We start from the raw sequence: 20,293 nt of genomic DNA, 5'->3' as shown, positions 1-20,293 counted from the left end.
CGGCGCGGGCGTATCGTTTCGGGATCGTCTCGACGCAGATCAGATGCCGCGCGTAGCGGCAATGATCGTGTCCCGCAGCCAGCGGTGCGCCGGCAGATCGTCGAAGCGGCGGTGCCAGCTCATGACGCTCTGCAGCTTCGATGCATCGAACGGCAGCTCCCGCATCTCGATCGGATAAGCGCGGCGGAATTCGAGCGCGAGCTTGCGCCCGAGGATCGCGACCATGTTCGATTGCACCAAGACGGCGCCGGCGGACAGATACGGCACATCTGACGCAATGGTGCGGTTCGCCTTGCGTGCCCGCAGCCAGGCATCGATGAAATCCAGATCTTCGCCGCTGGAGGTGATCGCAAGGTGCGGCAGCTCGACCAGCGTCTCGCCGGTCAGCTTCTTTCGCAAGGCCGGGTGACCGGCCCGCAGCACCGCGACAAAGCGGTCCTCGATCAACCGGCAGGCGGCAAAGCGCTCGCCCTCCAGCGCGCGGGCGGAGATCGCGAGATCGAGCTCGGCGCGGTCGAGCCTGTCGGCGAGATTGAGCGTCCCGCTCGGCACCAGCGTCAGCCGCACTTTCGGCGCCTGCGCGCGCACCGCTGCGATGATCGAACCGGCCGCGACCACCGCGGCATAATTGTTGACGGCAATGGTGAAGCGCCGTTCCGCCTGCGCCGGATCGAAACGATCCCCCTCGACCGCGAGTTGCAGCTCATTGAGCGCCTTGCGGACCGGCAGCGCGAGCGCTTCCGCCCGCGGCGTCGGCAGCATGCCCGACGGCGTGCGGACGAACAGCTGGTCCTTCAGCGCATGACGCAGCCGGTTCAGCGCGTGGCTCACGGCGGGCTGGCTGATGGCAAGCGCGCCGGCCGCGCGCACCACGCTGCGCTCGCGCATGACGGCGTCGAACACCAAGAGGAGATTGAGATCGAGATTGCGCATCCGCATGCCCCATCATGCATGATATGAATTGGCGGATAAAGATAATTCATTTGAATAATATCGAGCTGAAGCCCAGCTTCCGGGCATGTCCGAAAGCCCGCACAGCGCAATCGCAGCCCGGCCCCGTCGCGCCACCACGGGCGTGCTGGTCGGCGTCCTGGTCGCCCCCGATGCCACGTCCATCGCCGTGCCCGAAACCTTCGCGCGCTGGCGCCGGCTTACGCCGCTGGCAACATGGCTGCCGATCGAGCTCCGCGAAGCGAGCTATGCCGGCATCCTGAGCGGCGTCGCCGCCGCGCTCGATCGCGTCGGCATGATCCCGCGGCAGCTGATCCTGCTCGGCGAGGGATCGGTCGCGCGGCGCATGCTCGAACTGGCGCTACGGGGCGCGCTGCACTGCGGCGGCGTTGTCGCGATCGACGTCGCCTCCGACGCCCTGCCGTTTCACATCGTGCCGACGGTAACCGCGATCCGGCTCGTCGTTCATCGCAACGACGATGCGCCGCAAGGCAGCCTGATCGGCGCGTTGCGCGCCGCCGACCTCGACGCACGCATCATCCACCTCGATTTGACCGCCGGCCGCGGAACGGAAGCGGCCGCAGCGAGCGCAACTGAAACCTTTGTCCTGGAGCTGGTCGCAACGATCGGCCGCCGGACAACCGATGGAGCTGGTGATCAATGAAATCGAAGACCTTCAAGATCGCTTGCGCGAGCCTGGTGGCCGCCGCCGCAATCGGCGCCGGCGCCTATGCCGTGCATCGGCCCGACGGTGCAACGGACCATCCACCGGCGACCCAGTCGACGACCTCCACGTCCGTCGTTCCGGTGACGGCGGCGAAGGTGCTGCAGCATGATGTGCCGATCGTGCTCGAAGGGCTGGGCACGGTGACGCCGATCAACACGGCGACCATACGCACCCAGGTGCAGGGCACGCTCGACAGCGTCGATTTCGTCGAGGGCAAGCAGGTGAAGCGCGGCGATGTGCTCGCCAAGATCGATCCGCGGGTCTACGAGGCTCAGGTCGACCAGGCCGAGGCCGCGCTGGCGCGCGACGAGGCGAGCCTGAAGAACGCCCGGACCAATCTGGCGCGAACCCAGCCGCTCGCCAATCGCGGCTTTGCGACCCAGCAACTGCTCGACACCCAGGATTCGCAGGTCACGCAGGGCGAAGGCACCGTCGCGCTCGACAAGGCGGCGCTGGAAGCCGCACAGACCCAGCTCAGCTTCGCCACGATCACCGCGCCGTTCGACGGCGTCACCGGCATCCGCCGCATCGATCCCGGCAACATCGTGCACCCGACCGACACCAACGGGCTCGTGGTTCTCACCCAGCTGCAGCCGATCGCGGTGATCTTCACGCTGCCGTCCGGCGAGATCCCGGGCGTGCGGCAGGCGCTGGCGTCTGGAGACGCCTCGGTCGACGTCTATGATGCACAGAACAAGCGCAAGCTCGACCACGGCAGCCTGATGCTGATCAACAACCAGGTCGACAGCACGACCGGCACGGTGCAGCTGAAGGCGTCCTTTCCCAATGCCGGCAACACGCTGTGGCCCGGCAGTTTCGTCAACGTCCATCTGACGATCGCGGTTCGCCACGACGCGCTCACCGTGCCGCTGACGGCGGTGCGCCAGGGACCGGATGGCAGCTTCGCCTATGTGGTCGGCGCGAACAACGTCGTCAGCATCCGCAATGTCACGACCGGTCAATCGCGCGACAGACAGGTGCTGATCGAGCAGGGCCTCGCGGCGAACGAGACCGTCGTCACCGCGGGTCAGTACCGGCTCAATCCGGGGACGAGGGTCGAGATCGTGCCCGATGACAAGAAAGACCAGGTCCAGGACGCAACCACCGCCAGCGCAGGCATGCTGCCATGAACATCTCCGCAGGTTTTATCCGCAAGCCCGTCGCCACCGCCTTTCTGGCCATCGCCATCGTGCTGGTCGGCATGATCGCCTTCGTGCGGCTGCCGGTTTCGGCGCTGCCGACGGTGGACACCCCAACCATCCAGGTCACCGCGCAATTGCCCGGCGCCGATCCGCAGACCATGGCCTCCTCGGTCGCGACGCCGCTGGAGCGACAATTCGGCCAGATCGCCGGCCTCACCGGCATGAGCTCGAGCAGCGGGCTCGGCAACACCCAGATCACGTTGCAATTCGCGCTGAACCGCAGCGTCGATGCGGCCGCGCAGGACGTGCAGACCGCGATCGATGCGGCATCGGGGCAATTGCCCAAGACGATGCCGTCGCCGCCGACCTTCCACAAGGTCAATCCGGCCGACGTGCCGGTGCTGCTGATCGCGCTGACGTCGGACACCGAGCCGCTGACCAAAGTCGACGACTATGCCGACAGCATTTTGGCGCAGAAGTTGTCGCAGGTGCCGGGCGTCTCGCTCGTCACCATCGGCGGCATGCAGAAGCCCTCGATCCGGGTGCAGGTCAATCCGGCCAAGCTCGCCGCCGCGGGGCTCGATCTCGAGCAAGTGCGCACCACGCTCGGCAACATCACCGTGAACCAGCCCAAGGGCGTGCTCTACGGCAGCCAGCAGGCCTACACGCTCGCCACCAATGACCAGGTGCTGGTTGCGAGCAAGTATGACGATCTGATCATTGCCTATCGCAACGGCGCACCGGTCCGCCTGCGCGATATCGGGCATGCCGTGGTGGCGGCCGAGGACATCACGTTGCATGGCTGGTACAACGACAAGCCCGCGATCATCCTCGCGATCCAGCGCCAGCCCGGCGCCAACGTGATCAGCACGGTGGACGGCATCAAGAAGCTGCTGCCGCAGCTGGTGGCGAGCCTGCCCTCCGACATCAAGGTCCAGATCGCCTCCGACCGCACCCAGACCATCCGCGCCAGCGTCGCCGACGTTCAGCTCACTTTGGTGCTGACCATTGCGCTGGTGGTCGGCGTGATCTTCCTGTTCCTGCGCAATCTGTGGGCGACCATCATCCCCGCGGTCTCGGTCCCGATCTCGCTGATCGGCACCTTCGGCGTGATGTATCTGCTCAACTACAGCCTCGACAATTTGTCGCTGATGGGTCTGTCGATCGCCGTCGGCTTCGTCGTCGACGATGCCATCGTGATGATCGAGAACATCTCGCGGCATATCGAGGAAGGTCTCTCTCCGATGCAGGCCGCTCTGAAGGGGGCCGGCGAGATCGGCTTCACTATCATCTCGATCTCGGTCTCGCTGATCGCGGTGTTCATTCCGCTGCTGCTGATGGGCGGGGTGATCGGCCGCATGTTCCAGGAGTTCGCCGTCACGGTGTGCGTTGCCATCGTGGTGTCGGTGATCGTCTCGGTGACCCTGACGCCGATGATGTGCGCCTATCTGCTGTCGCCGCACCAGGGCGCCAATGCCGGGGCGGTGTCGCGCGCGCTGGAACGCGGCTTCGTTGCGATCCAGGCCGCGTACGAGACCGTGCTTGCCAAGGCGTTGCGCTACAAGGCCACGACCATGTCGATCATGCTGGCAAGCGTCGTTGTGACCGGCCTGCTGTTCGTGGCCATCCCCAAGGGCTTCTTCCCGCAGCAAGACACCGGCATGATCACCGGCATCACCGAGGCCTCGGCGGACATCTCGCCGGCGCAGATGGCGACGCTGCAACGCAGTGTCATCGACATCATCGCAAAGAACCCCTCGGTTGCCAATGCGACCGGGTATATCGGGCCGGGCGGCCCGACCGTGACCGAGAACAACGGCCGCCTGTTCGTGCTGCTGAAGCCGCGCAACGAGCGCAATGCTTCCGCCGATCAGGTGATCCGGCAGCTCGACACCGCGTTGCAGAAGATCAAGGGGATGTCGGTGTTCATGCAGGCGACGCAGGACATCAATCTCGCCAGCCGGCTGTCCAAGACGCAGTATCAGTTCACGCTCACCGACGTGAACCAGGACGAGCTCAATCTGTGGGCCGGCAAGCTGTATCAGAAGCTGAAGACATTGCCGGAACTGGCCGACGTTGCGACCGACCAGGCCAACGCCGCGCGTCAGCTCAAGCTGCAGATCGACCGTGACGCGGCCTCCCGCCTCGGCATCGATCCGGCCGCGGTGGACAACACGCTGTATGATTCATTCGGCCAGCGTCACGTCGCCCAGCTGTTCACGACGCTCAACACCTACTACGTGATCCTCGAGGTCGATCCGTCGTTCCAGCTCGGCCCCTATGCGCTCAACCGTATCTATGTCCGCTCGTCCGCAGGCACGATGGTGCCCCTGAGCCAGATCGCGAGCATCGATTACGGCACCGCGCCGCTCTCGGTGAACCACCAGAGCCAGTTTCCATCGGTCACGCTGAGCTTCAATCTGGCGCCGGGCACGGCGGTGGGGACCGCGGTCGCGGCGGTCCAGAAGGCGACCGCCGACCTGCACGTGCCTTCGACCGTGGTCACCAGCTTCCAGGGCAATGCGCAGGCGTTCCAGGCAGCGCTCGCGTCGACGCCGATCCTGATCTTCGCCGCAGTGGTTGCGGTCTATCTGATCCTCGGCATGCTCTATGAGAGCACGATCCATCCGATCACGATCCTCTCGACCCTGCCGTCCGCCGGGCTCGGCGCACTGCTGGCGCTGTGGGCCTTCGGCTTTGGGCTCGACGTGATCGGGCTGGTCGGCATCATCCTGCTGATCGGCATCGTGCAGAAGAACGGCATCATGCTGATCGATTTCGCGCTGGAGGCCGAACGCCACCAGCATCTCCCCGCCGAGCAGTCGGTCTACATGGCCTGCAAGGCGCGCTTCCGCCCGATCCTGATGACGACGATGTGCGCGATGCTCGGCGGCGTTCCGCTGATGATCGGCACCGGCACCGGATCGGAGCTGCGCCAGCCGCTCGGCTTTGCGATCGTCGGCGGACTGATCGTCTCGCAGCTGATGACGCTGTTCACGACGCCTGTCGTGTACATCTATCTCGACGGCTTGACCCAATGGATCAACCGCATGCGCAGCCGCCGTTCGGGTGAGCCTGCGGCACATCCGACATTGTCGACCTGAGCGTTGCCGCGGAGACGCGCATGGACATGCGTCATATCGAGATGCGACGGACGATGGGAGTGCGCGAGGCCGCGTTGCGGTTCTGGACGATCCGGACCGCGGCCGCAGCGCTGGGCGAACTCGGAGGCCATGCCGTCGCGGGCAAGGGCAGCCTCGTCCTGGCCACGGCCGGCGTGGTATCGATCGGGGCCCTGTATGCGCGCGATCGTGCCGGTCGGATCGCCTTCTGGCCGGTGCTGGTCGGCGTCCTGGTCCTCAGCGCGGCGGTGGCCCATATGGCGGACCGCTCGCTCGGGATCGGCGATCTTGTCGCCTCCGTTCAGCTGGCGGCGCTGTTCGCGCTCGCCCTGATCGTCTGGGCCCGGGTGGCGGGAACAACGGGATTTTTCTGCGTCGGCTCGGTTCGCGACCAGGCTCCGTTCTGGATCGTCGCGATGCTGGCGCAGGCATTCGCCAGTTCGTTGGCCGACTGGGTGGTCGACCCTGGCCAGACCGGTTCGTCCATCGTGCTGCTGGCTGTCGCAATCGGCCTGCCGGCGGTGGCCGCGGCCCGATGGGCGCGAATCGGGCGTCCCGCGCTGTTCTGGACCGCGTTCGTGCTGACCGGGATTCTCGGCGCGCTATGGGGCGACATGCTGATCCGCCTGATCGGCGTCGGCCAGGCGCTCTCGACCTGACCTCAAGTTCCCCTGCGGCGCTGGCCGCGCCACCACAGGCCGAAGGCGATCGTGACCGCGGCGGCCAACGAGAACCAGGTGATGGCGTACTGCATGTGGTCGTCCTTGAGCCGCACCTTGAGCGGTCCGGGCTTCGGCGTGCCGCTGTCGGGCACCGGCGCCTCGAGGTCGATATAGAACGGCGCGACCTCGCCCCAACCGAGCGCCTGCGCCATCGCACGATGATCGCGCACGAACCACAGCCGCTTCGGCAGATCTTCCTTCGGCGTCAGCCGGCCCGGCGGCTCGGGAAAGCGGATGTAGCCGGTCAGCTCAACCGGCGCGCCGGTGATGAGGCGGCCGGTGACGCGATCCTCGAAGGCGCGGTCCTGCATCGTGTTCTGGACGAAGCCGGTGTTGATCACGACGGTTTCGCCGCTGGCGAGCTTGGCCGGCAGGAACGCCCAGGTGCCGGGTCCCGCGACATCGTCGCGCACGGCGGAGCCGGAGCTGAAGACCATCGCGTCCGGCTGTTTTGCGTAGGTCGCGGTCAGCGTGACGCGGCGGAATTCGTCCCTCGCCGAGGTCACCGTGGGCCATGCCGATGGCGGCGGCAGCGCCTCGGTCGGGGCGGCCAGCCGCTCGTCGAGTGCGGCGATCAGCGCATGCTTTTCGACCCTGCGCTGCAATTGCCAGACGCCGAGCGCGATGAACACCGCGATCAGGATCAGCGTGAAAACGCCGAAGCCGGCCGCGCTCGGCCGTTGAGAGCCTTTTGACGCGTTTCCTTCGCGCGAACCGGAGCCCACTTCGCCGGAAAACGCCTTGTTGGTCATGTCATTCATTGCGGGTCGCGCTCGATCAATTGGCCTTCGGCGGCTTTGTGGTGGAATTGCAGCGCGATCAGGAGCGCCTTCATCGAACGCAGCGGCAGGATCGTGGTGACCACGATCAACGGCAGCCACAACGCGGCGTGAACCCAGAACGGCGGCTGGTATTTCACCTCGACGATCAGCGCCGCCGCGACCACGATGGCGCCGGCCAGCATGATGATGAAGATCGCCGGCCCGTCACCGGCATCGATGAAAGCGAAGTCGAGGCCGCAGGCCTGGCAGCGCGGCGCCAATGTCAGAAAGCCGGAATAGAGCTTGCCCTTGCCGCAGCGCGGGCAGCGGCAGGCGATGCCGCGCAGCGCGCTTTCGGTCACAGTAGGCGGGGTATCCGTCATCGGTTCTCTTCAAAAGCAAAGGGGGCGGCCATCGGGCCGCCCCCTCTTAGCACGTCAGTGAGGTTAGTGTGCGCCGTGCGCCATCGACTCGGCGCCGTGGCCCCAGACGTAGATGCAGATGAACAGGAACAGCCAGACCACGTCGACGAAGTGCCAGTACCAGGCGGCGAACTCGAAGCCGAGATGCTGCTTCGGCGTGAAGTGGCCGGCATAGGCGCGGATCAGGCAGACCAGCAGGAAGATGGTGCCGACCAGCACGTGGAAGCCGTGGAACCCGGTCGCCATGAAGAAGGTCGAGCCGTAGACGTTGCCGCCGAACGAGAACGTCGCATGGGCGTACTCATAGGCCTGCACGCAGGTGAAGCAGGCGCCGAGGATCACGGTGAGGATCAGGCCCTGCTTGAGGCCCTGGCGGTCGTTCTCCAGCAACGCATGGTGCGCCCAGGTGACGGTGGTGCCCGAGGTCAGCAGCAGCAGCGTGTTGAGCAGCGGCAGATGCCAGGGGTCGAAGGTCTCGATGCCATGCGGCGGCCAGGTGCCGGGAACCGAGCAGGCGCCCATCGCCGTGCCGGCGCCGCAGCCGAACACCGCATCGCGGGTGGCGTGCACCGCATCGGCCGGGAACAGCGCCGAATTGAAGAACGCCCAGAACCAGGCGACGAAGAACATCACTTCGGAGGCGATGAACAGGATCATGCCGTAGCGGTGGCTGATCTGTACCACGCGGGTATGGTCGCCCTTGTACTGGGCTTCCTTGATCACGTCGCCCCACCAGCTCGCCATGGTGTAGAGCACGCCGATGGTGCCGACGCCGAACACGATCGGGGCGGCGGAGAACATGTGGTGCATCCAGCCGATCGCACCGAGCGCCATGATGAAGGCCGAGACCGAGCCGACCACCGGCCACGGGCTCGGGTCGACGAGATGATAGTCGTGATGCTTGACTTGCGCCTCAGCCATTGCCGTCTCTCCATTCGCGTGCCGCAAGGCACGTCTTAATCTTAGAATTCCAGAACTAGCCGCCCTTGCGCTGCTCCGCCTCGCCCGCAGCCACGGGCTTCGGCGTGGCATCGCGCACGGGGAAGAAGGTGTAGGACAAAGTGATGGTCTTCAGCGTGTCGTTCTCGCTGTCCTTGGCCAGCGCCGGATCGACATAGAACACCACGGCCATCTCGCGCTTCTCGCCCGGCGCCATGGTCTGTTCAGTGAAGCAGAAGCAGTTGATCTTCTGGAAATAGGCGCCGACCGTCAGCGGCGCGACGTTGTAGGCGGCTTGTCCCGTCGTGGTGCGCGCCGACTGGTTGGTCACCGTGTAATAGACCGTGACGACCTGGCCGATCTTGACGTCGATCGTGGTCTGCTCGGCCTCGAACTTCCAGGGCAGGCCCGGCGCGACGTTGGAGTCGAAGCTGACCGCGATCGTGCGCGCGAGTGGCGCCTCCGAAGGCACCGAAGTCGCCACCTGGGTGGTGCCGTTGAAGCCGGTGGTGCGGCAGAACCAGTTGTAGAACGGCACGGCCGCGTAGGACGCGCCGACCATCAGCACCACGACGAAGCCGCAGATCGACGCGACCACGGCGTCGCGCGTCAGTATGCGGCGCGTGACTTTCGCGCCTTTGGCTTGCGGAGCCTGCGGTGCACCCTGTTTTGCCATCTCACTCACAGCGGCCGCACCAGCACGGCCGGCCCCTTGACGAGGGTGACGGCGAAGAACAGCACGACCATGACGCCGAGCGCGAGCGCAATGGCGATCGAGCGCTGGCGGCGGCTCTTGAGCTGCGCCTCGGTGAGGACGATTCCTTCTGGTTCGCGTTTCTCGTCCATTGCTATCCCATGCGCCCCCATCTTGCCCCCCGGCGTCCCTACCCGATGAAGACAGGCAGGATCGCGCGGACGACGACCTCGGCGAGGAGGACGGCAAACAGCGCGAACAGATAGAGGATCGAGAAGGCGAACAGCCGGCGCGTGGCGCGGTTGGCGGCTGTGCCTTCTCGGCGGCGATAGACCTCGATGGCAAGCCACATCATGCCGGCGCCAAGCACCAGCGAGGTAACGCCGTAGATCGCGTCGAAATAGCCGAGCGGCCACGGCGCCAGCGCGATCGCGACCAGCACAATGGTGTAGAGCAGGATCTGCAGCCGGGTCGCGTCGGGACCGGCGACCACCGGCAGCATCGGGATGCCGGCGCGCGCATAGTCGTCGCTGCGGAACAGCGCCAGCGCCCAGAAGTGCGGCGGAGTCCAGAAGAAGATGATCAGGAACAGCAGGATCGGCTCGACCGAGAGCGAGCCGGTCGCGGCCGCCCATGCCACCACCGGCGGCAGCGCGCCGGCAGCGCCGCCGATCACGATGTTCTGCGCGGTCCAGCGCTTCAGCAACATCGTGTAGATCACGGCATAGAAGAAGATGGTGAAGGCAAGCAGCGCGCCCGCCACCCAGTTGACCAGGATGCCGAGCGTCATCACCGAGAAGAAGGCGAGCGTCAGGCCGAAGGCGGCAGCCTCGGCCGGGGTGATCTTGCCGCGCGGGATCGGCCGGTTGGCGGTGCGCGACATCAGGGCGTCGACGTCGCTCTCATAGGCCATGTTGAGCGCGCCGGAGGCGCCGGCGCCGACCGCGATGCAGAGGATCGAGGTGAACGCCAGCACCGGATGGACATGCACCGGCGCGATCATCAGCCCGACCAGCGCGGTGAAGATCACCAGCGACATGACGCGCGGCTTCAGCAGCGCGATGTAGTCGCCCACTTCGGCCTCGGAAATCCGGGGCAGCTCGATGGCGTTGTGATCGACAACCGACAAGATCAGGTCTCACTTCTCTCAAAAGGCGCGGCGCACCCTGGGTGCGCCGCGTTGTCTTGGACTTACTGCACGCGGGGCAGCACTTCGAACTGATGGAACGGCGGCGGCGAGGTCAGCGTCCACTCCAGCGTGGTCGCACCTGCACCCCACGGATTGTTCGCGGCCTGCTCCTTGCGGACGAAGGCATCGATCACGCCGTAGATGAAGATCAGGACGCCGATGCCGGAGATGTAGGAGCCCCAAGAGGAGATCAGGTTCCAGCCGGCGAACGCATCCGGATAGTCGACGTAGCGGCGCGGCATGCCCGACAGGCCGAGGAAGTGCTGCGGGAAGAACACCAGGTTGACGCCGATGAAGGTGAACCAGAAGTGCGCCTTGGCGATCCGCTCCGAGTACATGTAGCCGAACATCTTCGGGAACCAGTAGTACCAGCCGGCGAAGATGCCGAACACGGCGCCGAGCGACAGCACGTAGTGGAAGTGCGCCACCACGTAATAGGTGTCCTGCAGCACGCGGTCGACGCCGGCATTGGCCAGCACGACGCCGGTGACGCCGCCGACGGTGAACAGGAAGATGAACCCGATCGCCCAGATCATCGGCGCCTTGAACTCGATCGAGCCGCCCCACATCGTGGCGATCCAGGAGAAGATCTTCACGCCGGTCGGCACCGCGATCACCATCGTGGCGGCGACGAAATAGGCCTGCGTCGCCGACGACATGCCGACGGTGTACATGTGGTGCGCCCACACCACGAAGCCGATGCCGCCGATCGCGACCATGGCGTAGGCCATGCCGAGATAGCCGAACACGGGCTTGCGCGAGAAGGTGGAGACGATCTGGCTGACCATGCCGAAGGCGGGCAGGATCAGGATGTACACTTCGGGGTGGCCGAAGAACCAGAACAGATGCTGGAACAGCACGGGATCGCCGCCGCCGTCAGCCGCAAAGAAGGCGGTGCCGAAATTGCGGTCGGTCAGCAACATGGTGATCGCACCGGCGAGCACCGGCAGCGACAACAGCAGCAGGAACACGGTCACCAGGATCGACCACACGAACAGCGGCATCTTGTGCAGGGTCATGCCCGGCGCGCGCATGTTGAAGATCGTGGTGATGAAGTTGATGGCACCGAGGATCGACGACGCACCGGCGAGATGCAGCGACAGGATCGCGAAATCGACTGCCGGTCCCGGATGGCCCGAGGTCGACAGCGGCGCATACATGGTCCAGCCCGCCCCGACGCCGTTGGCGCCCGGCTCACCCTCGACGAAGGTGGAGAGCAGCAGCAGCGCGAACGAGGCCGGCAGCAGCCAGAACGAGATGTTGTTCATGCGCGGGAACGCCATGTCCGGCGCGCCGATCATCAGCGGCACCATCCAGTTGCCGAACCCGCCGATCATCGCCGGCATGACCATGAAGAAGATCATGATCAGACCGTGCGAGGTCACGAACACGTTATAAGTGTGGGTTTCGTGGAATATCTGGACGCCCGGGTACATCAACTCGGCACGGATCGCGATCGACATCGCAGCGCCGATGATGCCCGCGATCACCGCAAAGATAAGGTACATCGTACCGATATCCTTGTGGTTCGTGGAGTAGAGATAGCGCCGCCATCCGGTCGGATGGTGGGCGTGATCATCATGGGCGTGATCGTCGTGTGTCGCTGCGCCTGTCGCCATGTTCAAAATCCTGCCTTGCAGTCCCTCTTGGACCTTGCGGTCCCATCGCCCTTATTCCATCCGCGCCGTGAGCCGTCAGGCTTACTGCGCCGCCTGACCAGCCGAGGCGTAGGAATTCGCCGGGTTGGTCGCAAACTTCTTCTTGGCCCCTTCAACCCAGGTCGCGAATTCCTGGTCGCTGACGACCCGCACCGCGATCGGCATGAAGGCATGGTCCTTGCCGCACAGTTCCGAGCACTGGCCGTAGAACACGCCGGTCTTGGTGGCCTTGAACCAGCTCTCGTTGAGGCGGCCGGGGACCGAGTCGATCTTCACGCCGAAGGCGGGCACCGCGAAGGAGTGGATCACGTCGGCGCCGGTGGTCTGGATCCGCACCACCTTGTTGACCGGGACCACCATCTCGTTGTCGACGCCGAGCAGCCGGGGCTGCTTGTCCTTGTCGAGCAGCGAGTCGAACTCGAACTTACCGTTATCCGGGTAGGCGTAGGACCAATACCACTGCTTGCCGGTGACCTTCACGGTGAGGTCCGGCTTCGGCACGTCGAGCTCCAGGAACAGCAGGCGGAACGACGGCACCGCGATGCCGACGAGGATCAGGACCGGGATCAGCGTCCAGGCCACTTCGATCAGGGTGTTGTGGGTGGTCTTGGAGGGGACCGGGTTGGCCTTGGCGTTGAACTTCACCACCACGATGACGAGCAGCGCCAGCACGAACAGGGTGATGACGGTGATCAGCACCAGCAGGAAATTGTGAAACCAGATGATGTTTTCCATCACCGGGGTCGCGGCTTCCTGCAGCGTGTGCTCCCACGGCGCCGGCTGCCCCATTTCGGCGAAGGCCGATCCCGCGGCGACTGACGCCACACTCGCCACCGCCAACCCCAGCAATTGCCTGCCCAACCGGCCAATCGACATCTTCATGCCGTTCGCGCTCCCTTGCATTATTCCCCAACGCACCCCCGGCAATTGACCGGAGATACAGCACGATCCGCCCTGACAAATGGCCTTCCGGACATACCCGTCTCTGAGTCAAGGTGGGTACGGGAGCCAGATCGCTAGAACGCGTCGAAATCCAGCCTCTCAAACCATAATTCGCAGGCGCTCGCAATGCAGTAGTACGGCCGAAAGCCATGCGCCTGCGATGAAGCTGCCGCTTGCGATTTTTCCCGTAAAATCAAGCGAAAGTCGCCGAAACAACGCCGCGCACTGTTGACAGGGGGATTACCGGATGTAGGCACAGACGGGATAACCCGCAGGAACCTGATTCGCTGCGGGCTGCCCCAATCCGGCGCGGGAATGGCTTCAAGATCGCCTTCAAGGCGCCCAATTGCGGTATCAGTCGACTGATGCGTGCTACCCGGCGGCCTCGACGGCCGGACCGACCGGACAATCAAAGGATCGACCCCGGATGGGCGCTTCGAAAATTCAGGCAGGACGAAAGGCCGGCTGGCTCGGCGGCCTGCTGATTCTGGCCCTTTCTCTTGGCCTGACTCAGCCGGCGAACGCGCAGGGCGCGGTGCGCTCGGTCCATGGCGACTGGCAGATCCGCTGCGACACCCCGCCGGGCGCCCAGGCCGAGCAATGCGCGCTGATCCAGAGCGTGGTAGCCGAAGACCGCTCCAATGCCGGCCTGACCGTGATCGTGCTGAAGACCGCCGACCAGAAGAGCCGCCTGATGCGCGTGGTCGCCCCGCTCGGCGTGCTCCTGCCCTCCGGCCTCGGCCTGAAGCTCGACAACCAGGACGTCGGCCGCGCCGGTTTTGTCCGCTGCCTGCCCAATGGCTGCGTCGCCGAAGTCGTGATGGACGACAAGCTGCTCGGCCAGCTCAAGAACGCAAAGACCGCGACGTTTATTATCTTCGAGACCCCGGAAGAGGGCATCGGCTTTCCGCTCAGCCTGAATGGGCTCGCGGAGGGCTATGACAAGTTGCCGTAGGGGAACGAGCGGCACATGAAGGTGTAGCCCGGATGGAGCGCAGCGCAATCCGGGGCCGCGTTCATCGTGGATTGACTGGTCCCGGATTTCGCTTCGCTTCATCCGGGCTACGCGATCTCACCGCCCACCAGCCGCATAATAATCAAACAACGCACCCGCCTCGGCGGACAGCCAGTCCGCCTCACCCGTCATATAGCCCTCGACCTGTCCGGTGATGCCGATCAGGAATGAGATCGGCATGCCGTAGAGCGCGAACGGCGTGTCGAGCTCGGCGGCGTCGACGCGCGAGACGAGACCGCCGGGATCGAAGCCGATCGCAAGACGGCGCAGCTTGAACTGCTTGACGTAGGGCGCGACCAGCGCGCGGTTGCGATCGGTGCTGATTGCGACGACGACGAGATCGCTGCGGTCGCTTGCCGCGAGGCGATCCAGCATCGGCAGTTCGGTCCGGCACGCCGCGCACCAGGTGGCCCAGAAGTTCACCAGCACCAACCTGCCCTTGAATGCGGTGAGATCGAGCGTGCCGCCGGCGAGCGCCGGGATCGCCACCGGCGGCACCGGGCGGGCGCCTTCGACCTGCGTGAACTGATGCCGGATGGTGCCGAATGGCGGCGGTCCCGACGCGGCGCGCAGGCGTGTCGCCGGCATCGCGAGGGAGGCGCTGGCGCCGATCATGCCGGCGACGACGGCGCGGCGGGTGGGCACGCGAACAGAAGTCATGTCGGTTTCTCCGCTGGCGTTGATGGCCACGGCGCTCAGGACCGGATGTAGGACCAGCCGGCTTCCTGCAATTCGATGATGCGTCCGGGCCCGTTCGGCACCAGATCGACATTGTCGAGCAGAACCAGCGGATGTCCCTCGGCGCGCTCCATGCCGAGCTTGGTGGCCTCACAGACCACGAAGCGGATCTCCGGCGTGAGCCCCCGCACCACCCGCAACAGGTCCTTCACCGGCGAGGTATCGGCGCGCAGCATGTGGACGCCGGCATTGTAGGCGACGACCTCGATCTCGAACGGCTCGTTGCGCTCCCGATAATATTTCGGGAGGTTGAGCGCGGTCGAGATCAGCGCCCGCATTGTGGTCGGATCGTCGCTGTTGATCGGCAGCACCACATGATGCACGCGCAGCTCGGGCTTCTTCGCTTCCGGTCTGGAGACCGCCGCGACCGAACCGGTGAGCAGCAATGTCACGGCGAACGGCACCGCGAAGGCCAGCGCGAGCCCCGCGGCCAGCATCAGGATGCGGCGAGAGACGCGCATCGCGCCCACCTCACGGTGCGCTCGGGACCAAAGCGAACTGGCTGCGCTTGGCGTAGGCGACGATCGCGCTCAGCGCCAGCAGCACCAGGGCGGGCACCGGCGAGCCGCCGATCACGAACAGATGCGTGAGCGTGGCGCCGACCATGATGCAGCTCAGCAGCAGGCCGCCGAAGGCAGCGACCGGCGGCACCAGGATCAGGATCGCGCCGAGCAGCTCCAGCGATCCGGTGAGATAGCGGAACCACTGGCCGAGCCCGATATGCTCGAATTCCTCGACCAGCATCGGCACGCCATAGAGCTTAGCGGCGCCCGCGGCGGCGAAGGCCAGAGCGAGCAGTCCCCTGACGACCCAGAGGCTGACGGATTTCCAGCGCGACGGCGCGGCGGCAACGGCAACTGACATTGATGGCTCCCCAAATGTTCGAATCGACTGGACCGCGCGGCCACCCGCCCATTCGGCGACCGGCCCACGGCTTTCGATGCACTAAATTCGGGAGTAAGATGAAAAGAACAAGTAGGATGCTTTTTGTGAGGTAGTATGAAAAAACTGACTATTGAGCCGGCCGAGCCTCCGGCGGCATCCGAGCCGTGCAACGGCGACCTGTCGGCGCAATTTCATCGGGCGCTGTCGGTGCTGGCCGGAAAATGGAAAGGCGACATCCTCTGGCAACTGGTCGAGCGCAAGCGCCGGTTCGGCGAATTGCGGCAGGCGATCCCGGGCGTAACCCAGTACATGCTGACCACCCAGCTGCGCGATCTCGAGGCCAACGGCCTGGTCAAGCGCACGGTCTATCCCGAGGTGCCGCCGCGGGTTGAGTACGAGATGACACCATCAGCCAAGGCGCTCAAACCGGTGTTCGACGAGCTGTACCGGTGGGCGCAGGAGCATGGTTTTCCGACCTCGGCGCAGGGCGCGGCCGCCGGCGCGCCGCCGAAGCCGGCACCGCAATCGAGCGATGCCGACGAGCCGGAAAACCGGCCCCGGAAGGCGGATCGGCGCACGGGGTGATGACGACAAGGTGAGGATTCCGCGGAGCGGCCGTGATCGACCGCATGGCCGCAGGCACTCCCGGTTTGCCGCCCCAAACACTATCTTGAGCGATCGCCGTCCAGGCCTGAACCGGGACCGGCACAGGTTTCCGGGTTGTAAGGTGAGTTTTCCGCTCGTCTCTGCTTCAATCGCCCGAAACTCCTGATGCGGGTTCCGCACTGGCAATCAGTTGCGCTTCAGGCAAGGATGACAAGGAACGCCTAAGGAATCGCACTGCGTCGGAGTGACCATGACCAATCCTGCCACCACCTCCCTGCTCGACCGCGCCAATCTGGACCGCGATGCCGTCCGCCGCGAGGTGTCCCGCGGACTTGAAGGCGCCGACGACGGCGAGCTGTTCCTGGAGTACGGGCAGACCGAAGCGCTGGTGTTCGACAATGGCCGGCTGAAACAGGCGACCTACGACACCTCGCAAGGCTTCGGCCTGCGTGCCGTCAAGGACGACGCGGTCGGCTACGCGCATTCCTCCGACGTCTCGATCCCGGCGCTGATCCGCGCCGCGGACGCGGTGGCGGCGGTGCGCGGCGGCTATGCCGGGACTTTCGCCGCGGCGCCGGCCCACACCAATGTCAGGCTCTACGGCGACGAGAACCCGCTGGATGGCCCGGCGTTCGAGGCCAAGGTCAAGCTGCTCGGCGAGATCGATGCCTATGTCAGGGACAAGGACCCGCGGGTCCGGCAGGTCTCGGCCAGCCTCACCGCGACCTGGCAGGTGGTGGAGATCCTGCGGCCCGATGGCGAGAGCTATCGCGACATCCGCCCGCTGGTGCGCGTCAACATTTCTGTGGTCGCCGGCCAGGGCGACCGGCAGGAGAGCGGCAGCAAGGGCTATGGCGGCCGCGAGGGCTATGCCCGCTTCATCGAGACCAAGGCCTGGCGCGATGCCGCCGACGGCGCGCTGCGCGAGGCATTGGTCAATCTCGAATCGGTACCGGCACCGGCCGGCGAGATGGATGTCGTGCTCGGTGCCGGCTGGCCCGGCGTGATGCTGCATGAAGCCGTCGGCCATGGGCTCGAGGGCGATTTCAACCGCAAGCAGACCTCCGCTTTCGCCGGCCTGATGGGCCAGCAGGTTGCGGCCAAGGGCGTCACCGTGGTCGATGACGGCACCATGGCGTCGCGCCGCGGTTCGCTGTCGATCGACGACGAGGGCACCCCGACCAACCGCACCGTGCTGATCGAGGACGGCGTCCTGGTCGGCTACATGCAGGACCGCCAGAATGCCCGGCTGATGGGCATGAAGCCGACCGGCAACGGCCGCCGGCAGAGCTATGCCCATGTGCCGATGCCGCGCATGACCAACACCTACATGCTGTCCGGCGACCGCGACCCGGCCGAGATCATCGCCTCGGTGAAGAACGGCATGTATGCCGCCAATTTCGGCGGCGGCCAGGTCGACATCACCTCGGGCAAATACGTGTTCCAGTGCACCGAGGCCTACAAGATCGAGAACGGCAAGCTCGGCGCGCCGCTGAAGGGCGCCATGCTGATCGGCAATGGACCGACCGATCTCCACAGGATCACCATGATCGGCAACGATCTTGCGCTGGATACGGGAATCGGCACCTGCGGCAAGAACGGCCAGGGTGTGCCGGTCGGCGTCGGCCAGCCGACGCTCAGGATGGAACGGATTACGGTCGGAGGAACAGGCTAGTGAGCAGCGGAAACGAAGTCGTGGCGGCCAAGCCGACCAGCTGGCGCGGGCAGGCCGTGCAACTGGCCGCGATCGTGGCCGTCGTGTTCCTCGCCAAGGGCGCGATCGCCGAGCCGTTCTACGTGCCGTCGGGCTCGATGGAACCGACGCTGCTGATCGGCGACGCGCTGGTCGCCTCGAAATTTCCCTATGGCTATGGCGCGGCGTCGCTGCCGATCCAGATCACGCTGCCGGAGACCGGCCGGGTGTTCGGCGAGACGCCGAAGCGCGGCGACGTCGTCGTGTTCCGCTGGCCGGGCGACCGCTCGCAGGCCTGGGTGAAGCGCGTGGTCGGGCTGCCCGGCGATCGCATCCAGATGCGGCAGGGCCAGCTCTTCATCAACGATCATCCGGCGGCGCTGAAGCCCGACGGCACCGGCTTTGCCGAGGACGATCGCGGCGGCGGCGAGGACGCCTACCGTTATATCGAGACCCTGCCGAACGGCGTCAGCCACGCGATCTTCAAGATCCGCGACAATGGAAGGCTCGACAACACGGCCGAGGTGACGGTGCCTGCAGGCAATCTGTTCGTGCTCGGCGACAACCGGGACAATTCCGCCGACAGCCGCGTGCCGGTGCGCGACGGCGGCGTCGGCCTGTTGCCGATCGACAATCTGATCGGCCGCGCCGACGCGGTGGTCGGCTCCTGGGACATGGGCATCCGCAGCCAACCGGTCTGGACCTGGCTCTCCGGCTTCCGCCTCGCGCGCTTCTTCACCTCGGTGCAGTGAGCTCGCCAACGTGACCTTCGACGACGTCAGGACCCTGGTGCTGGCGTGGCCGGAGGTCGAGGACGGCTCTTCCTACGGCACACCGGCGCTGAAGGTGCGCAAGAAGATGCTAGCGCGGATGAAGGAGGACGGCGACAGCCTGGTGATGCCGGGCGTGCCGCCGGACGAGCGCGACATGCTGGTCGAGAGCCAGCCGAAGGTGTTCTACTTCACCGATCACTACCGCGATTATCCGATCGTGCTGATCCGCCTGTCGAAGGCCAAGCGCGCGACCGTCGAGCCGCTGTTGCGCCGGCACTGGCGCACGCTGGCATCGAAGACAGCGGTCAGGGATTACGACGCGACGGCAGGATAATTCTCATTCGTCATTGCGAGCCACCCGGTCGGCGCGAAGCGCCGCCGGATGACAGGCTCCGCGAAGCAATCCATGGTGCGGCATAACGGATCGATGGATTGCTTCGTCGCGGAGCCTGTCATCGGGCGCGCGTTCGCGCGACCCGTCGGCTCCTCGCAATGACGGGGAGAGACGTGGAAGCATGACCCTGGACCAATTCCTTGCCGCCGCACTGCGCAACCCGGCCAATCAAGCGATCACAGACGAGCTGCACCGCCTCGCCCTGCCCGATGCCTGGCTGGTGTCCGGCTGCCTGGTGCAGACCGTGTGGAACGTGCTGACGAACCGGCCGATCGATCACGGCATCAGCGACTACGACATCTTCTATTTCGATCCGGATACGTCGTGGGAGGCCGAGGACGCCGTGATCCGCGCGCTGAAGGCACGGCTCGGCCATCTCGGGGTTGCGATCGAGGCACGCAACCAGGCCCGCGTCCATCTCTGGTATCCCGACAAGCACGGCCTGCCCTACCCCGCGCTGTCGCGCTCAACCGACGGCATCGATCGCTTCCTCACCGCGACCACGCAGATCGGCATCCGCCGCAGCGGCAACGGCTACGAGGTCTATGCGCCGAACGGTTTCGACGATGTCGCCGGCATGATCGTGCGGCCGAACCGGACCGCGAATTTCTCGGCGGCGAACTATGCGAACAAGGCGGCGCGGTGGAGTGCCCTGTGGCCCGAGATCACGGTGCTGGCGGCGGAGTAACCTGTCGTCCCTGCCTAGTGCGCAATTGCGCACGGGAGCAGGGACCCATACTCCGCGGCGGACGTGGCGAATGGGACTCGTCATTTCGGGATCGCACAACAACCTGCATCGGTGGTTATGGGTCCCTGCATTCGCAGGGACGACGGATGCATGTCTAGGCGTAGATGATCAAGCTCAGACTCACCAGGAAAATCACGGCAACGCCAAGCAAGACGGCCAGCAGGAACCAGTA

Annotated in this window: 22 protein-coding genes; 10 read left to right on the top strand and 12 right to left on the bottom strand. The window is 65.5% G+C overall.

What is annotated here, in order from left to right; translation table 11 throughout:
- Positions 1 to 39 precede the first annotated feature (39 nt).
- Positions 40 to 939, bottom strand: a complete 900-nt coding sequence (locus tag ACOIX3_RS03935; RefSeq protein WP_420968481.1) for a LysR family transcriptional regulator — start codon at positions 937 to 939, stop codon at positions 40 to 42.
- Positions 940 to 1,018: 79 nt separating this feature from the next.
- On the opposite strand from ACOIX3_RS03935, the gene ACOIX3_RS03930 reads away from it, so the two are divergent.
- From ACOIX3_RS03930 to ACOIX3_RS03915, 4 genes are read left to right on the top strand one after another with little or no spacing between them, the layout of a single operon-like run.
- Positions 1,019 to 1,615 carry a hypothetical protein gene (locus ACOIX3_RS03930; protein ID WP_420968480.1) on the top strand — a complete coding sequence of 199 codons (597 nt, stop codon included), beginning with the start codon at positions 1,019 to 1,021 and terminating at the stop codon, positions 1,613 to 1,615.
- Entirely contained in the window at positions 1,612 to 2,808 is a 1,197-nt protein-coding gene (locus ACOIX3_RS03925) for an efflux RND transporter periplasmic adaptor subunit (RefSeq protein ID WP_420968479.1), read from the top strand. Before ACOIX3_RS03930 ends, ACOIX3_RS03925 begins: the two co-directional genes overlap by 4 nt.
- A complete protein-coding gene (locus ACOIX3_RS03920; RefSeq protein WP_420968478.1) occupies positions 2,805 to 5,924 on the top strand; it encodes an efflux RND transporter permease subunit in 3,120 nt (1,039 codons plus the stop codon). Before ACOIX3_RS03925 ends, ACOIX3_RS03920 begins: the two co-directional genes overlap by 4 nt.
- A gap of 20 nt (positions 5,925 to 5,944) precedes the next feature.
- Positions 5,945 to 6,601 (top strand): hypothetical protein, encoded by a 657-nt coding sequence (locus tag ACOIX3_RS03915; protein WP_420968477.1) that lies wholly within the window; start codon positions 5,945 to 5,947, stop codon positions 6,599 to 6,601.
- 2 nt (positions 6,602 to 6,603) lie between these two features.
- On the opposite strand, the gene ACOIX3_RS03910 is transcribed toward ACOIX3_RS03915, so the two are convergent.
- From ACOIX3_RS03910 to coxB, 8 genes are all read right to left on the bottom strand, one after another.
- The gene (locus ACOIX3_RS03910) at positions 6,604 to 7,416 is read right to left on the bottom strand and encodes an SURF1 family protein (protein WP_420971967.1); all 813 of its coding nucleotides are present in this window, start codon (positions 7,414 to 7,416) and stop codon (positions 6,604 to 6,606) included.
- A gap of 5 nt (positions 7,417 to 7,421) precedes the next feature.
- Positions 7,422 to 7,808: a DUF983 domain-containing protein gene (locus ACOIX3_RS03905; protein WP_420968476.1), complete on the bottom strand. Its 387-nt coding sequence runs from the start codon at positions 7,806 to 7,808 to the stop codon at positions 7,422 to 7,424.
- Positions 7,809 to 7,871: 63 nt separating this feature from the next.
- Complete coding sequence (locus ACOIX3_RS03900; RefSeq protein WP_092119134.1) at positions 7,872 to 8,768, bottom strand: cytochrome c oxidase subunit 3; 897 nt, start codon at positions 8,766 to 8,768, stop codon at positions 7,872 to 7,874.
- A 55-nt stretch (positions 8,769 to 8,823) separates the two neighbouring features.
- Positions 8,824 to 9,462 carry a cytochrome c oxidase assembly protein gene (locus ACOIX3_RS03895; protein ID WP_420968474.1) on the bottom strand — a complete coding sequence of 213 codons (639 nt, stop codon included), beginning with the start codon at positions 9,460 to 9,462 and terminating at the stop codon, positions 8,824 to 8,826.
- Between the two features lie 5 nt (positions 9,463 to 9,467).
- Positions 9,468 to 9,632, bottom strand: a complete 165-nt coding sequence (locus tag ACOIX3_RS03890) for a CoxF protein (protein WP_176528844.1) — start codon at positions 9,630 to 9,632, stop codon at positions 9,468 to 9,470.
- Between the two features lie 38 nt (positions 9,633 to 9,670).
- On the bottom strand, positions 9,671 to 10,609 hold the full coding sequence (locus ACOIX3_RS03885; protein WP_420968473.1) for a heme o synthase: 939 nt from the start codon (positions 10,607 to 10,609) through the stop codon (positions 9,671 to 9,673).
- Positions 10,610 to 10,671: 62 nt separating this feature from the next.
- Entirely contained in the window at positions 10,672 to 12,288 is a 1,617-nt protein-coding gene (gene ctaD / locus ACOIX3_RS03880) for a cytochrome c oxidase subunit I (RefSeq protein ID WP_092119146.1), read from the bottom strand.
- Positions 12,289 to 12,369: 81 nt separating this feature from the next.
- Positions 12,370 to 13,209, bottom strand: coding sequence for a cytochrome c oxidase subunit II (coxB, locus tag ACOIX3_RS03875; RefSeq protein ID WP_420968472.1), 840 nt, complete (start codon positions 13,207 to 13,209; stop codon positions 12,370 to 12,372).
- 487 nt (positions 13,210 to 13,696) lie between these two features.
- Here coxB and ACOIX3_RS03870 point away from each other — a divergent pair, with 487 nt between their 5' ends.
- Positions 13,697 to 14,224, top strand: a complete 528-nt coding sequence (locus ACOIX3_RS03870) for an invasion associated locus B family protein (RefSeq protein ID WP_097676619.1) — start codon at positions 13,697 to 13,699, stop codon at positions 14,222 to 14,224.
- Positions 14,225 to 14,341: 117 nt separating this feature from the next.
- Here ACOIX3_RS03870 and ACOIX3_RS03865 read toward each other — a convergent pair whose 3' ends face one another.
- The 3 genes from ACOIX3_RS03865 to ACOIX3_RS03855 are packed head-to-tail and all read right to left on the bottom strand — an operon-like array spanning position 14,342 to position 15,886.
- The gene (locus ACOIX3_RS03865; RefSeq protein WP_420968471.1) at positions 14,342 to 14,944 is read right to left on the bottom strand and encodes a redoxin domain-containing protein; all 603 of its coding nucleotides are present in this window, start codon (positions 14,942 to 14,944) and stop codon (positions 14,342 to 14,344) included.
- Between the two features lie 35 nt (positions 14,945 to 14,979).
- Positions 14,980 to 15,483: a hypothetical protein gene (locus ACOIX3_RS03860; RefSeq protein WP_420968470.1), complete on the bottom strand. Its 504-nt coding sequence runs from the start codon at positions 15,481 to 15,483 to the stop codon at positions 14,980 to 14,982.
- 10 nt (positions 15,484 to 15,493) lie between these two features.
- Positions 15,494 to 15,886, bottom strand: coding sequence for a DoxX family protein (locus tag ACOIX3_RS03855; RefSeq protein WP_420968469.1), 393 nt, complete (start codon positions 15,884 to 15,886; stop codon positions 15,494 to 15,496).
- A 135-nt stretch (positions 15,887 to 16,021) separates the two neighbouring features.
- Here ACOIX3_RS03855 and ACOIX3_RS03850 point away from each other — a divergent pair, with 135 nt between their 5' ends.
- The 5 genes from ACOIX3_RS03850 (at position 16,022) to ACOIX3_RS03830 (ending at position 20,061) form a co-directional block, all read left to right on the top strand.
- The gene (locus ACOIX3_RS03850) at positions 16,022 to 16,492 is read left to right on the top strand and encodes a winged helix-turn-helix transcriptional regulator (protein ID WP_420968468.1); all 471 of its coding nucleotides are present in this window, start codon (positions 16,022 to 16,024) and stop codon (positions 16,490 to 16,492) included.
- Between the two features lie 271 nt (positions 16,493 to 16,763).
- A complete protein-coding gene (tldD, locus tag ACOIX3_RS03845; RefSeq protein ID WP_420968467.1) occupies positions 16,764 to 18,188 on the top strand; it encodes a metalloprotease TldD in 1,425 nt (474 codons plus the stop codon).
- Positions 18,188 to 18,958 carry a signal peptidase I gene (gene lepB / locus ACOIX3_RS03840; RefSeq protein WP_092119164.1) on the top strand — a complete coding sequence of 257 codons (771 nt, stop codon included), beginning with the start codon at positions 18,188 to 18,190 and terminating at the stop codon, positions 18,956 to 18,958. Before tldD ends, lepB begins: the two co-directional genes overlap by 1 nt.
- A 10-nt stretch (positions 18,959 to 18,968) precedes the next feature.
- Positions 18,969 to 19,313: an MmcQ/YjbR family DNA-binding protein gene (locus ACOIX3_RS03835; RefSeq protein ID WP_420968466.1), complete on the top strand. Its 345-nt coding sequence runs from the start codon at positions 18,969 to 18,971 to the stop codon at positions 19,311 to 19,313.
- 181 nt (positions 19,314 to 19,494) lie between these two features.
- Positions 19,495 to 20,061, top strand: a complete 567-nt coding sequence (locus tag ACOIX3_RS03830) for a nucleotidyltransferase family protein (protein ID WP_420968465.1) — start codon at positions 19,495 to 19,497, stop codon at positions 20,059 to 20,061.
- Positions 20,062 to 20,293 lie beyond the last annotated feature (232 nt).

Origin of the sequence: Bradyrhizobium sp. B120, assembly GCF_049075665.1 — a bacterium.
Lineage (GTDB): Bacteria > Pseudomonadota > Alphaproteobacteria > Rhizobiales > Xanthobacteraceae > Bradyrhizobium.
This window is presented reverse-complemented; position numbering and strand designations above follow the sequence as displayed.